Source organism: Bythopirellula superficialaquae, from assembly GCF_059632245.1.
The window spans coordinates 5,082,929-5,094,929 of the sequence record NZ_CP197426.1; the positions used below are offsets into that span (position 1 = coordinate 5,082,929).

Annotated in this window: 13 protein-coding genes; 5 read left to right on the plus strand and 8 right to left on the minus strand. The window is 55.2% G+C overall.

Annotated elements, in window-relative coordinates; translation table 11 throughout:
* Both SH678x_RS20950 and SH678x_RS20955 read right to left on the minus strand, forming a co-directional pair.
* Positions 1-1,011, minus strand: a complete 1,011-nt coding sequence (locus tag SH678x_RS20950; RefSeq protein WP_496920410.1) for an oxidoreductase — start codon at positions 1,009-1,011, stop codon at positions 1-3.
* A 37-nt stretch (positions 1,012-1,048) separates the two neighbouring features.
* Positions 1,049-1,414, minus strand: coding sequence for a 4a-hydroxytetrahydrobiopterin dehydratase (locus SH678x_RS20955; RefSeq protein ID WP_496920411.1), 366 nt, complete (start codon positions 1,412-1,414; stop codon positions 1,049-1,051).
* A gap of 131 nt (positions 1,415-1,545) precedes the next feature.
* On the opposite strand from SH678x_RS20955, the gene SH678x_RS20960 reads away from it, so the two are divergent.
* Both SH678x_RS20960 and SH678x_RS20965 read left to right on the plus strand, forming a co-directional pair.
* Positions 1,546-1,785 carry a SlyX family protein gene (locus SH678x_RS20960; RefSeq protein WP_496920412.1) on the plus strand — a complete coding sequence of 80 codons (240 nt, stop codon included), beginning with the start codon at positions 1,546-1,548 and terminating at the stop codon, positions 1,783-1,785.
* A gap of 111 nt (positions 1,786-1,896) precedes the next feature.
* The gene (locus tag SH678x_RS20965; protein WP_496920413.1) at positions 1,897-2,928 is read left to right on the plus strand and encodes a hypothetical protein; all 1,032 of its coding nucleotides are present in this window, start codon (positions 1,897-1,899) and stop codon (positions 2,926-2,928) included.
* On the opposite strand, the gene SH678x_RS20970 is transcribed toward SH678x_RS20965, so the two are convergent.
* The 6 genes from SH678x_RS20970 to lnt form a co-directional block, all read right to left on the minus strand.
* Positions 2,870-5,080, minus strand: a complete 2,211-nt coding sequence (locus tag SH678x_RS20970) for a penicillin acylase family protein (RefSeq protein ID WP_496920414.1) — start codon at positions 5,078-5,080, stop codon at positions 2,870-2,872. The two genes, SH678x_RS20965 and SH678x_RS20970, sit on opposite strands and share 59 nt — an antisense overlap.
* Positions 5,081-5,124: 44 nt before the next feature.
* A complete protein-coding gene (locus SH678x_RS20975; protein WP_496920415.1) occupies positions 5,125-5,619 on the minus strand; it encodes a GNAT family N-acetyltransferase in 495 nt (164 codons plus the stop codon).
* Between the two features lie 23 nt (positions 5,620-5,642).
* Positions 5,643-5,951 (minus strand): type II toxin-antitoxin system RelE/ParE family toxin, encoded by a 309-nt coding sequence (locus SH678x_RS20980; RefSeq protein ID WP_496920416.1) that lies wholly within the window; start codon positions 5,949-5,951, stop codon positions 5,643-5,645.
* Between the two features lie 5 nt (positions 5,952-5,956).
* Positions 5,957-6,229, minus strand: coding sequence for a hypothetical protein (locus SH678x_RS20985; protein ID WP_496920417.1), 273 nt, complete (start codon positions 6,227-6,229; stop codon positions 5,957-5,959).
* Positions 6,230-6,291: 62 nt separating this feature from the next.
* Positions 6,292-8,070, minus strand: a complete 1,779-nt coding sequence (locus SH678x_RS20990) for an ABC-F family ATP-binding cassette domain-containing protein (RefSeq protein WP_496920418.1) — start codon at positions 8,068-8,070, stop codon at positions 6,292-6,294.
* 20 nt (positions 8,071-8,090) lie between these two features.
* The gene (gene lnt / locus SH678x_RS20995) at positions 8,091-9,812 is read right to left on the minus strand and encodes an apolipoprotein N-acyltransferase (RefSeq protein WP_496920419.1); all 1,722 of its coding nucleotides are present in this window, start codon (positions 9,810-9,812) and stop codon (positions 8,091-8,093) included.
* 143 nt (positions 9,813-9,955) lie between these two features.
* On the opposite strand from lnt, the gene SH678x_RS21000 reads away from it, so the two are divergent.
* The 3 genes from SH678x_RS21000 (at position 9,956) to SH678x_RS21010 (ending at position 11,996) form a co-directional block, all read left to right on the plus strand.
* The gene (locus tag SH678x_RS21000) at positions 9,956-10,921 is read left to right on the plus strand and encodes a hypothetical protein (RefSeq protein ID WP_496920420.1); all 966 of its coding nucleotides are present in this window, start codon (positions 9,956-9,958) and stop codon (positions 10,919-10,921) included.
* 153 nt (positions 10,922-11,074) lie between these two features.
* Positions 11,075-11,530, plus strand: coding sequence for a hypothetical protein (locus SH678x_RS21005; protein ID WP_496920421.1), 456 nt, complete (start codon positions 11,075-11,077; stop codon positions 11,528-11,530).
* Positions 11,531-11,570: 40 nt separating this feature from the next.
* A complete protein-coding gene (locus SH678x_RS21010) occupies positions 11,571-11,996 on the plus strand; it encodes a TadE/TadG family type IV pilus assembly protein (protein ID WP_496920422.1) in 426 nt (141 codons plus the stop codon).
* Positions 11,997-12,001 lie beyond the last annotated feature (5 nt).

Below are 12,001 nucleotides of genomic sequence, written 5' to 3' on the forward strand. Positions count from 1 at the left end.
TTACTCAATTGGCCGTACCAGCACGCGGCCATGATTTTCGCCCTTGAGCATTGCAGCCACTTCGCGTGGAACATCGGAAAGCGTGACTTCACGAGCCAGCGCTGACAACTTGTCAGACACGTTCCATTCGCCAGAAAGTTTTTTCCATACTTCGAGGCGCGGCTCGCGCGGGCACTTGGCGGAGTCGATCCCTGCTAGGGTGATGCCGCGTAAGATAAACGGGTACACCGTGAGTGGCAGATCGGTGCCGGCCACGAGTCCACAAGCCGTCACACAGCCGCGGTAATCGGTGGAACGCAGAATCGTGGCCAACGTGTTGCCGCCCACGGTATCGACCGCCCCAGCCCAACGTGCCGCGAGCAAGGGATTCTCGGTTCTGTCATCGACTTCCGAACGGGAGATAACCCGCACGGCGCCAAGTTCTTGCAGAAGCCCTGCCTGCTCGGGCTTGCCGCTTACCGCAACGACCCTGTAACCCAACTTCGCAAGGATCGCGATGGCGATGCTCCCTACACCTCCGCTGGCACCCGTAACGACGATCTCACCGCGCTCGGGCTGAATACCGTGATGTTCAAGCGCCAACACGCACTGCGCCGCGGTGAAGCCAGCTGTTCCATAGGTCATGGCCTGCTTCGTCGAAAGGGATGCTGGTAAAGGAACAAGCCAATCAGCGGGAACGCGCACTCGCTGAGAGTATCCCCCCCAAGCCGTCGCGCCGAGTTCATAGCCGGTGACTAAAACCGAGTCGCCAACTGCATAACGTGCGTCAGACGATTCGCTCACAACGCCGGCGCAATCGATGCCTGGAACATGTGGTAGTTTACGCACCACGCCTGGATGAGCTTGGCAAGCTAGGGCGTCTTTGTAATTGAGCGAAGAATATTCGACATCGATCACTACCTCGCCAGGCGGTAGATCGGCCAAGGACATCTGTTCAACATTAGCCGCGACGTGACCATCATCGTTACGTCGAACCACCAATGAAAAAAATTCTATAGCCATGGCGCTCATGCAAGTTTCTTACGACCAGAGACAAACCCGCAACGCGTTACTTGCTCGCGAGTTGAATGGGTAACTGATCAATTTTTGCTGCGAGAATGAAATCGTTTTCTGAAAGCCCACCTATGGCATGCGTCCACAATTCCACGGAAACATTGCGATATCCTTCGATATGCAGATCGGGATGATGCCCATCTTCTTCCGCAACCACAGCGCAGCGGTTGAAAAATTCCATACCCGCCATAAAGTTTTTAACTTTCCAATCCTTGCGAATTCGCTGGCCGTCATGAGTGAGATACCATCCCGGCAAATTAGCGAGTTGTCGCTCGGCGAGATCAAGCGGATAAGGCTCAACACCACCTTCGCAAGGTAAGCATTTTTTCTGTACGAGTTCGTCGACTGATTGCGCCTGCATATTGTTTCTCCAAGAGCAAATGTACTCTATCTCGTGAGAACTATTATCAACCCTGGTGATAGGGATCGTCAATTATTCCGCCGACAGAACCTAGTCGGTTGCTAAAATTGATCTAAAAAACTAGGCTATTTATGATGACAACTCCCAATAACGAGCCTGATCGGCAAGCTAATCCACTTTCCTTGATTGCACTCGAAGAACAGCTCGCTTTTCAACAACGTCACCTCGATCAATTGAACGACGTCGTGCGAGAACAGCAAACATCGCTTGATCGTATGCAGCGTGAGTTATCACAACTCCATGGACTATTGCAAAGAGTCGTCGAGCGAAGTGGAGAGGATTTGCCCCACGAAAAGCCACCTCATTACTGATCTACTTTTTGTCTGAATCACCTTTCGTCCGCGAGGACAAGGTGGCGATCATCGATTATGCTAGGAGTTTGTCCGTCGAATATATCCCTTCCGCATTGCCGATTTAATCAAATGATCATTCGCTATGCATTTGTCACTCTGCTCGTGCTCGGATCTCTTGAGTGGGCTTTGGCTGCTCCGGTGGCAGTCGTCAACCACGGTTTCGAAGATCCCTATCTGGGTGGCAACTTGCCACCGCAATATGCGGGCGATGTTCCGCCCACGGCGTTTCCCGTCGGCGCGGCGCCCAATGGTTGGTCACCCTATGGAAGCGTGGGAGGCAACGCGTTCATCGGTGTGCTCAATCCGGGCGTAATGGCCGATGAGCCGCTCGCGACTTATTTCCCCAACGGCGCGCCGGAAGGGGACAACGTTGCGCTTACCTTCTTTGATGGGCACCAAGGAGGCGCGGAGTTTGGCATCCAGCAAACGCTTACGACGACGTTGGAACTGCGCACGCGCTATACGCTCACCGTAGAAGTGGGCAACATCGCAACGGGGATCAGCGTGGTTCAGCCCTATGCGAGCTTTGGCAATTTTGATCTACGTGGTTTTCCTGGCTATCGGATCGAACTTTTGGCGGGCACAACATTGCTCGCTTCAGACGATGATACACTCAACCCCGAGGAAGGAGAGTTTCTTACGAGCTCGTTCGACGTCGTGATTGGCAACTTGCATGACGACGAAAATCAGCCACTGACGATTCGCTTGATCAATCTCAATCAAGAGGACATCGACGACCCGATTATCGATCTGGAAGTGGATTTCGATAACGTGCGGCTCGATGCGACTTCGCTCGCAGGTGCGGACTTTGATGCTGATAGCGACGTCGATGGTGTAGACCTAGCAACCTGGCAGAATGCTTATAACACGGCTTCACTGGGCGATGCCGATGGAGATGGCGACAGCGATGGTCGCGATTTTCTTTTGTGGCAGCAACAATTTACGGGGGCAGGGTCACTTGCAGCAATTCAAGCGGTGCCTGAACCGAACAGCGTTTCACTCATTGCGTTAGGCTCGCTGCTGTTAACAACTCGTCTCGCAATCATTCTTCGCCCGGGTGGTAACTCCGCTCTGCGCCGGCGAGAACTTCTTGCTTGGTGAACAGTTCCGGTTTCAATCGACGGTTGGAGACCAATTCCGCTTGATCGAAATAGTGCGGCGAAGCGGGATCGCCACTCGCGCCAAAGGGGATGAGAGTCGCTCCGCGCACGCCTTCAGGTTTGAATTCCCACGCAGCTAAATATGACGTGCCGATAATGCCATAGCGTTTGTGTTGCGAAATCACGAACGGGATCTGCAGACTCGGCGTGTAATACTGCGTGAAGATCACCCCCATCGGGCCGTGACCACCGAGCGACATTAAACTCGGTGAGTCGTCTTGAAATCGCGTGTCAGTGAGGTCTGCGATGTTCGGCAAGCGCTGGCTGCGATACAAGTCGGCATAAGGGACTTGCCACGTACCGTGCAGGTTTTGCAAACGGCCGGCGGCGCGAACCAAGGTCGCCAGTTGTTCGGCCGGTTTATCGCGGTAGCGTTCGCGCATTTGCTCGCCGGGATATTTCGTGCCGTACAGTTGTTCGTACCATTCATGGCATAATGCCGCTGCGGTGGAATCGGGCGTGATCCGTGCATCCCAAGCCAACAGATGATCCAAATAGGGTCGCACCTTCGCGGCGAGTTCGGGATCGGTGTTCGCCAGCACCTCAAGTTCTTTCGCATACTTGGGAAGCTCGTGCCGAGCCCAATAAACTTCGGTATCGAACGCGGCTTGCTGCCAATCTTCAAACGACACGGCTGACATGCCACGCAAGATTTCCAGGGAACGCAGCGCCCGGCGCGTTTGTCGCTCATTTACTCCTACCATGTAAGGTGGGAACTTTTCGCTCAGCGGATTCTCGCCATCAGTGACGGCGAATGGCGTCGAGTTGCAATTTTGCAAAAAACCCGCCGCGGGATTAAGCACCTGTGGCAGTTCATCCAAACCATGAAACCCTAACCATTCGGTGGCAGGGTCACTCCCCTCAACGGGCTTGGTCCAATCGAACTTGGGGTTCCGCCGCGGGACATGCCCCGTATAGACGAACCAACTGTTGCCGTCGCAGTCGGCGTACAACACGTTCATGTAGAGAATCTGCATGTTGGCCACAGCGCTGCGGAAGTCAGCCAGGTTGCGCGACTTGATCATTTGCAACGACTGCCGCAGCGGTACAACTTCAAACAAACCCGAAATCTTTGCGGCGAGCATCGTTTTCTCGCCGGTGGGCAATTCTTCTTCGAGCGCAACGATAGGCCCATGATGCGTTTTGCGAAACGTGTAAGGCCGTGTTTCGATCCCGCGCGATTTACGGATGCGAATCGTATCGTGCCATTCCTCGGCTTGCTTCCAATCGCCATCGTATTCGTAGGCCAGCGGCTCCTTGGGATTGGAAAATCGAACTCGCCACGTGTCGGCGATGTCGGGCTGATTGGTGACGAGCGTCCAACCCAAACGGTCGTTGTGACCCATCGCGAGCACAGGACTACCATAAAAACCCGCGCCGGTGAAATTCCAACTCTCGCCCGCAGGCCCCGCATCGCAAATCAAATGGGCTTCGAGCATCTGAGCAAAGCCAAACCACGGCATGTGTGGATTGGCGAGCATGAGTGGGCTGCCCGATTGAGTTCGCTGACCACTCAGCACCCATCCGTTCGATCCTGTGGCAGCATAGATGTGGGGATTGCGGCGGGGGAGAAAATCGCTGCTCTGCCCCGTAAAGCGATAAGTCAATTCCAACGCGATCTGGCGATAGTGGGCCAGCACATGCCAAGGTTCAAAATGTTTGATCAACCTGGGCCGCACTTCAGGGTGAGTGGCGAGGTAATAATTGATCCCTTCGACAAATGCCGTGTACAGTCGTTGCGAGAGAGCATCAAGCGCCGCGAAATCACGCTCGCTCGTTCTAGTGATCTCAAACGCACGATTCAACAAGTCGGAGTTGAGCCCTTTGGGTCCCACGACTTCGCTGTAACGGCCGAGCGCGAGTATGTAGGAATCTTCGACCTGCCAAAAAAAATCCTCGGCCTGGGCATAGCCGTAGCCAAAGATCACGCTTTCATCACTCTTGCCGACGATATGGGGCGTACCGTATTTGTCGCGGTGAATCGTCACCTGCTTGGCAAGTTCTGTCGGATCGAGTTCCGACTCAGCCGCCGCGGCGGGAAATGCGATCGCGAAATAGGCGATCACGAGCAAAGCTATAACACGCAGCGACATAACATTCATGATAGCCTGAAGATCGGCCGAATGCCCGCATTGGGTTATGAAATTGCTTGATTCGCGAGTGCATCAAGAGCCTCGCCCGTCATGCGATAACGGATCCACTCTTTGTGCGGGACCGCGCCTAAGCTGTCGTAGAAATCGATGGACGGCTTGTTCCAATCGAGGACCGACCATTCTAGCCGACCGCACTGACGCTCAACCGCCACGCGGGCCACACCCGCCAGCAGCCGCTTGCCAATCCCTTGGCCGCGCAGAGCCTCGCGCACGTAGATATCTTCAAGATAAATTCCTTGTCGTCCCAGAAACGTAGAATACGTCACGAAGAAGATCGCAAATCCCGCGGGCTCGCCATCGAGTTCCGCAATGAGAACGTCGGTGCAGGAATTCGATCCGAAGATCGATTCCCGCGACATTTCGAGCGTCGCCACGACTTCGTGTTCCAGTTTTTCATAGACGGCCAACTCGTTGATCAGGGCGAACACGAGCTCGGCGTCATCAATCGTGGCGGGGCGGATTTGGATCGTGGGCATCATGGTTATTTAAAAATAGTTCTCGGCTATTTACCGAATAAGCGCCGACGGTACTCCACAGGTATGTCGCGAGCACCGTGGATGACTCGAGCAACCTCAATCCATTCGTTTTGGATCATATAAAGCACAATATAGTTGCCAACCGTCATTTGCCGTAGATCCGTCGCCAAATCTTCCCGCTGCTCTCCCAGCTCAGGATTTTGCATAAGCAGTAAGAATTGTTGTCGAAAACGATCTAGCAGTTTGTCCGCGGCACCAGGGCGGTCCGTGGCAGCAAACAACCAAATTTCGTCCAAGTCAGCTTCGGCTAGATGCGAGACACGAAGCTTCTTCATCTGGCTCAAAGTGAACCACCGTGAGCAGCTCGGTCTCGCTGCTTGATGCGGTCGAAAAAGCTATCCACCGACTCGGCATCGATAAGCTCGGTGTAAGCACCACTCTCAAGTTCGTGCAGGCCGGCTTGCACTCGAACTTTCAAATCACGATGGCGCTGTTCTAACTCACGATAGAGGGATGCCGCCTCAACGGCAAATTCATCCGCTGTGTGAAAAGTGCCATCGGCAATCTTCTGGATGACGAAATCTCGCAGGTCGGGGGGATAAGCATCAAGCATGGTTAAGCACTCCTACCTACATTCTAGGCCGTAGTAGCAAACATCGCCAGCATTGAAAAGTGCTAATTCCCTTCCAACTCGCTCGTGATGGCGAGCCATTCCTCTTCCAATTGCTGCAACTCGCTAGTGATGGTCGCCAACTGAGCGTGGGCGGCTTGGGCATCGGCGGCGGCAGTGATCGTCACGAGCTTATTTTGTAGCTCCTTCTTTTCGTCGTCGAGCTTGGCGATTTTACGCTCGACCGTACGCAGCTTTTTCTGCAACTCGCGCTCTTCCTTGCCACCCAGTTTGCGTGTCGCGGGTGCTGCCGTTCCAACGGGAGTGCCACGCACATGGTGCTCGGACCGCAAGCCAGCTTCAAGTTCCTTCTGAACGCGGTACACGTAATCTTCAAAGCTAGATGGGTAGCTAGCCACGCGGCGATCACGCACTTCAATCACAGCCGTAGCCACCCGCTGCATGAAATAGCGGTCGTGGCTCGTGAAAATCACCGTACCTCGATAACGGCACAATGCATCGGCCAGCGCTTCGACCGTTTCCACGTCGAGGTGGTTTCCCGGTTCGTCGAGCACCAACACATTGTGCTGCTGCAACAGCAGGCCAGCGAGCACCAATCGGGCACGTTCACCACCGCTAAGCACCTTGATTTTCTTTTCAATCATCTCACCGCTAAACAGAAAACTACCCGCGACGTCTTTGATCTGCTGCATCACCGTGCCGGGAACAGCTGCGCGATACAGATAATCTTCCACGGTTTGCTCGACGGGGAGTGTTGTGTACACATGCTGGGCATAAACGCCGACCTGACAGCCGTAGCCCCATTTGAGCGTGCCGCTTAAGGGTTCAATCGAACCGCAGACCGTGCGCAGGAAAGTCGTCTTGCCTTGGCCGTTGTCACCCACGATGCCCACCCGCGTGCCATGCTCGATTTCGATTTGCACATCGGTCGCAACTTTGTTGTTGCCATAGCCAATCGACATCTGCTCAGTCCGCAGAGCCGTCCCTTGCCGAACATCCGACTCCGGAAAACTAAAGCGAACGGTCGCTTCTTGGCCTTGCACTTGAATCAACTCAAGCCGCTCGAGCTGCTTGGCCTTGCTGCGAGCTTGGCTTGCCGTGTTGGCATTCGCGCGGTTCTTGTTGATGAAAGTTTCCAGTTGCTTGCGTTTGGAAAGCGTCGCAGCATTCACGCGCAAATCATGCTCACGGCGTTCGGCAATATTTTCGAGGTACGAATCGACGTCGCCGGGGAACATCGTGAGCTGCCCCCGCGAGAGCTCCAACGTCTGATTGCAAGTCCGCTTCAAAAACGCACGGTCGTGCGACACGACCAAACAACCCGCGGGAAAGCTGCGCAAGAATTCTTCGAGCAACAACTGGGTGCGCAGGTCGAGAAAGTTCGTCGGTTCGTCGAGAATCAATAAGTTGGGATCATGCAGCAACAAAGCCGCCAGCTTCACGCGCGTTTGCCAGCCTCCCGAGAGTTGCCGCACGGGTTGATCGAGCATTGCATCGGGAATTTGAAACTGCCAGGCAACCTCGCCGCAACGCCATTCCGGTTGCTCGCTGTCGCGCATTAAGAATCCGATGACGGTTTCCCCATCCTGAAACGGATCGTGCTGCCGCAAGTAACCTAACCGCAGCTTGCGGCTACGAACAACTTCGCCGGCTTCGAGTTCCTCTTCGCCCAGCAGAATCCGGCAGAGCGTACTTTTGCCCGCACCGTTGCGGCCAATGAGGCCAACTTTTTGATCGTCAGGAAGCGCGCAGTTCGTCCCATCGAGCAATTCTTGATGGCCGTAGCGCTTGTGGGCGTTTTGTAACTGGAGAACGATTGCCATGATCTATATCGAGGTGGGAATTAGCCGCGATGGGATGTATCGCCGCCGGGCCGTGCGACACGTTGCATCGCAGCCAGGGTGAGAATCGCACAGCATACCACGCAAAGGCCCGCAAACCAATCGCCGAATTTGGTGTAAACCGTGCCCGGGCCCCAGCCAGTGGGCTCAAGATCGACCAGCAAAAACGTCGGTTTGCGGCGAGGAGTGACTTGGCGAATCTGTCCCATGCTATCGATGTACGCCGACAACCCACCGTTGGCGGCAATCAACAGGGGCGTTCGTGTTTCCACCGCGCGGAACACGCCGCAGGCCAAGTGCATGTCGAGCTCGCTCGAGCCCCAGAACCATGCGTCGTTGGTGAGATTCACAAGCGCAGCGGGGGGCGTACTCCTGCGGGCAAACTGTTCGTCCCACTGGCGGCGAATCAGGTGAGGCACGACCGTTTCGTAACAAATATTGGGTGAGAACAAGACCGTGTCCGTGAGCCATACCTCGGCAGGCCCTTTGCCGGCGACTATGCCCCCGGTAAGCGGTGTCAAACGATAAAGAAACGGAAACCATTCAGCCAGCGGAATGAACTCGCCGAACGGCACACGATGCATCTTGTCGTAGACGGCGGTGATCTTGCCCGACTTGTCGACAAACACAGCCGAGTTAAACGCCTGATAGGACATCCCTTCTTGCTCGTCAGGAACGATCTCGATGCGGTCGAGGCCGACAAGAACCGCGCAGCCGAGTTGGCTCACCAGTGCCGCGAGATCATTTTTTGCGGCGGTCAGCACGGAAGCGTGAACCCGTTCCGGCGGAGCAGTAAAACCTTTCTGAACCGTGATCAAGTTCTGGCGGAACGCCGTCTCGGGCCACACGACTAAATCCACCGGCTTGTTGTCGCGGGCCAACGATTCCTGCACCGCGTCGCGGGAAAGCTGCATGTACTCCTGCATGATTTCCTGCTGACGCTCGGCATCCATTTTCCAGTCGGCGGGTGTGTTGCCTTGAATCAGTGCGATCCGAGGGACAACTTGCTGGGATGCTTCGCTCCGCATGCTGGCGTGCTTGGCTTCAACAAAAACCGACAACACAATCACAGCGACAATCGGCCACGCCACGCGAATAAACTGCCATGGCGCTTTAAACACCAATGCGCGAAACGTTGCACAACGGCCGATCGCGAGCGTGGCTTCCAAAAGATTCGCAGCCACAAACATAATTAGAAAAGTCACGCCATATTCGCCCACGTACTCGGCCAATTGAATCATCATCGGCAAGCGGTATTGAGTATGTGCGAGGGACGCCATCAGAAAACCGGTCATCACGTGACCGCGGAGCCAATCGAGCCCCGTCCACACAATGGGCGCGACAATCCACAGTGGCAATCGCCAACGATGGACTCCCGTGCGCGACAGCCACACAAAGGCTGGCAGATAAATCCCCAGATAAGTCGCCAAAGCCACCAACGCAAGATAATTGAGCGGGTGCGGCAGGCGGATCCAGTGCACCGCAAGCGTCCAAAACACCATTCCAGCGAACCACAGCGAACGGTAGGGGCGCTTGCCGGGTAAAAATTCCGTACGCACGAGCACCAGCCACGGTATGGGGGCAATCCACACGAGCCAAGGCCAAGCCACCGGCGGGAAAGCAAGAAAGCAAAGTATGCTGCCCAGGAGCGCGGTGCGCAAAGTCGAACGCGGACTAGTGAGCTTTTCCAGCAGTGGTGTTGGTTGATGAGAAGGCGTCTGCATTGGCACAAACTACGGCGATTGGGCGAACTTGAACAGGTCAGATCGCCGCCAATCTTCCAGCTGCGAACAAGGTGACCTGCAAGCCGAGCGATATGTCCTTTATGATTAATAGGCTAACACCTTCGGCGGGACAAATTGCTGCTATGAAACACTTCTCGACTCCGCTGTGCCCCTTATTGTTTTCTGCCTGCCTGCTGGTTTCTGTCGGCTGCTGGCAAGAGGTGCATTACGTCCCCAAGGCCCCCAGCGCTGAAGTACCGGCCATAGCGGAGACGACCGAAAAACCTGAAGAAACAACGGCCAGCAATGAGGCTGCCGAATCTTTCCTTCCGCCACAACCGGTGGAAGTCACCACCGAAGAATTGTTTGATACGGCTACCGACACGTCTGATGCAGCTGAGCAACCCACCGAGGTCGTCACAGATACAGAACCTTCGACCGAGGAGCCCGTGGAAACGGAAGTCGGCGCAACGGAATCGCTGACTCCCGAGCCTGCTTTGCCGAGCGTGCCAGAACCTACGGAAGCCGTCGAAGCTGATGAATTGTTTGCCGAAGATGAACCCGCCCCTGAGTCTGCTACCGAGAAGACGACACTCGAACCGTCACCTGAGGCGCTGGACGTCTGGCGGATGGCGAGTCGCTGGAGTCTCGCGGCAGCTGTTTACGCCAAGAGCCAAGCCACAGATCAGCATGGCGAACTGTTGGAGGAAGCCCAGCGAGCCGCGGAAACCGTCGGCGCCACGTTGCCCGAGTTTCCGGTTAGCGCTGATAACAATCACGAAAAAGTCTTGATCGATTTTCTTTTGACGACGGGAACGGCAAACCTCACGGCACAGCTTACTGAAAAATATTCACCGCAGTATGCGGCACTCGCCACCCTGGCTACCAAGTCGAATGCATTGTTGTTGGTTTACACGCCCAAAAGCCAGCAACTCGATCCTCTGATCGCCGAGATCAAACAAGCGGCCGAAAATTCTGGCTTGCCCTCGGAACTCTGGGCCAATCTCGTCTCGATGCTTGACCAGCGCGCCCCCTTTGCCGACGTAAAGCGCGAAATCCTCGCGTTCCACACAGCGGTAGGCAGCTACTTGGCGGGCAATTCTCAGTAGCTCGTTATACCAGTCGTATCGATTGTGCCGCACGCGAGTCGCGGGAGCGTTCACCCGAATCTTGAACTCGCAGCCGTCGGGCAGAATGCTCACCACCGTAACCTAGGTTTCGGTAGGCATTTTTGCGCCGTTCCTATTTCTGCGAGGTGAGGTATGTCGTCAGTCCCCAAACGCAAAAAAACTTTTGTCGATAGCCAGGTTCAAGGCGCCTTAGTCAAGCGCGTGATCCTGCACTGGCTGGGATTCTTCCTCACGGCCTCGATCGTGACGTTCGTCTTGCAGGCGATGAGTAACCCATTTGTGCCGATCAAAACTCATTTCCAAGAATTATGGTGGACACAAGGTCCGTTCCTGTTGGTGATGATTTTTCTCTTGCCGGTGTTTGTGCTCGACACGATCAAATTGAGCCACCGCTTCGCCGGACCGATTTACCGCCTGCGTCGCACGATTCGAGCTATCGCCGACGGCGAGAAAACGACACCGCTCAAATTCCGCGATTTCGATTTCTGGCACGGGCTGGCCGATGACTTCAACCGCATGATTGACCGGCTGACAAAACACCCTGTTGCTGCGGTGGAAGATCCCGAAACCGAAGTCGCCACTAAGTGACGCTTCTTTCCCCACAAGCTCTAAGACAAAACATTGCATCATGTTGCTCAGTAAACGCAAAAATCGCACGAATCGTACCGGCGTTGCCGCGGCGGAATTCGCCGTCTGCTTGCCGGTGATCGTGCTGATCGTGCTCTCGACTATTGAAGCCTGCACGATGATCTTTTTGAAACAATCGCTCAGCATCGCCGCCTATGAAGGGGCTCGTGCAGGACTGGCTCAATCCGCCACGAACACAACGATTGTCAACGCCTCCACGCAAGTCCTCACAGAACGCAACGTCAAAGGGGGGTCCGTGACTCTCAATCCCTCGAACCTCACTTCGATTGCTCCCGGCAACTTTTACACCGTGACCGTGAGCGCTCCTGCGGCACCCAATGCCATTGTCCCGATCAACTTCTATCGTGGCCGCACGCTGACGGGCACGGCCACGATGATGAAAGAATTCACGTCTTCCACTCCGTAAGAGAT

Bases quoted from the DNA above. Each gene is read 5' to 3' on its own strand.
- SH678x_RS20950 (WP_496920410.1), bottom strand. From the start codon at position 1,011: ATGAGCGCCATGGCTATAGAATTTTTTTCATTGGTGGTTCGACGTAAC.
- SH678x_RS20955 (WP_496920411.1), bottom strand. From the start codon at position 1,414: ATGCAGGCGCAATCAGTCGACGAACTCGTACAGAAAAAATGCTTACCT.
- SH678x_RS20960 (WP_496920412.1), top strand. From the start codon at position 1,546: ATGATGACAACTCCCAATAACGAGCCTGATCGGCAAGCTAATCCACTT.
- SH678x_RS20965 (WP_496920413.1), top strand. From the start codon at position 1,897: ATGATCATTCGCTATGCATTTGTCACTCTGCTCGTGCTCGGATCTCTT.
- SH678x_RS20970 (WP_496920414.1), bottom strand. From the start codon at position 5,080: ATGTCGCTGCGTGTTATAGCTTTGCTCGTGATCGCCTATTTCGCGATC.
- SH678x_RS20975 (WP_496920415.1), bottom strand. From the start codon at position 5,619: ATGATGCCCACGATCCAAATCCGCCCCGCCACGATTGATGACGCCGAG.
- SH678x_RS20980 (WP_496920416.1), bottom strand. From the start codon at position 5,951: ATGAAGAAGCTTCGTGTCTCGCATCTAGCCGAAGCTGACTTGGACGAA.
- SH678x_RS20985 (WP_496920417.1), bottom strand. From the start codon at position 6,229: ATGCTTGATGCTTATCCCCCCGACCTGCGAGATTTCGTCATCCAGAAG.
- SH678x_RS20990 (WP_496920418.1), bottom strand. From the start codon at position 8,070: ATGGCAATCGTTCTCCAGTTACAAAACGCCCACAAGCGCTACGGCCAT.
- lnt (WP_496920419.1), bottom strand. From the start codon at position 9,812: ATGCAGACGCCTTCTCATCAACCAACACCACTGCTGGAAAAGCTCACT.
- SH678x_RS21000 (WP_496920420.1), top strand. From the start codon at position 9,956: ATGAAACACTTCTCGACTCCGCTGTGCCCCTTATTGTTTTCTGCCTGC.
- SH678x_RS21005 (WP_496920421.1), top strand. From the start codon at position 11,075: ATGTCGTCAGTCCCCAAACGCAAAAAAACTTTTGTCGATAGCCAGGTT.
- SH678x_RS21010 (WP_496920422.1), top strand. From the start codon at position 11,571: ATGTTGCTCAGTAAACGCAAAAATCGCACGAATCGTACCGGCGTTGCC.